This window comes from Methylobacterium sp. CCH5-D2, from assembly GCF_001556475.1.
Classification (GTDB): domain Bacteria; phylum Pseudomonadota; class Alphaproteobacteria; order Rhizobiales; family Beijerinckiaceae; genus Methylobacterium; species Methylobacterium hispanicum.
Window position 1 is genome coordinate 1 of sequence record NZ_LSIX01000734.1, and the last position, 500, is coordinate 500.

The window sequence follows — 500 nt, forward strand, 5'->3', positions numbered from 1 at the left end:
GTCTTGGGCGAGTGCAGCTTAGTGAAAAACCAGAGGTCGCCGTTCTCGTCGGCGTCGTTGTTCCACATCGGCCGGCTGTTGAGCGTGCCGTCGGCGTCGACGGTGGTCATCATCGCGATCTTCACATCCTTGATCAGGTCGAAGAGCTTCTTCGCGCCCTCGTGGTCGCGGTGGTTGCCCTGATGCATGGAATCTCGTCTCCTACACGTCGCGTCGGTCGGTCCGGGCGGAGGGGCGCCGAGCGCGCCGCGAGCCCCCGCCTGAAGGCTGCCCCGACAACGGCCAAGTGCCGGCTTGGTTCAGCCCCGGCGCGAGAAGGACAGAGGTTATCCGCATGCCGCGCGTTGCCCGCGCTCTCGCCCTCGTTGCGGCCTGCCTGGCGGCCTCGCCGACGGCCGCAGAGGTGCGCTTCGGCCCGGGCGTGCGCATCGGCGGGCACGATTTCTCGAGCCGGCGCTACCGCGGCGTCCCCATCGAGCGGGTGCGGCGCCCGCCCGGCC

General features: G+C 69.8%; 1 protein-coding gene. It reads right to left on the minus strand.

Annotation, left to right across the window (positions count from 1 at the left end; translation table 11 throughout):
- A partial coding sequence (locus AX737_RS19465; RefSeq protein ID WP_197430639.1) for a pyridoxamine 5'-phosphate oxidase family protein occupies positions 1-188 on the minus strand: 188 nt, incomplete at its 3' end.
- Positions 189-500 lie beyond the last annotated feature (312 nt).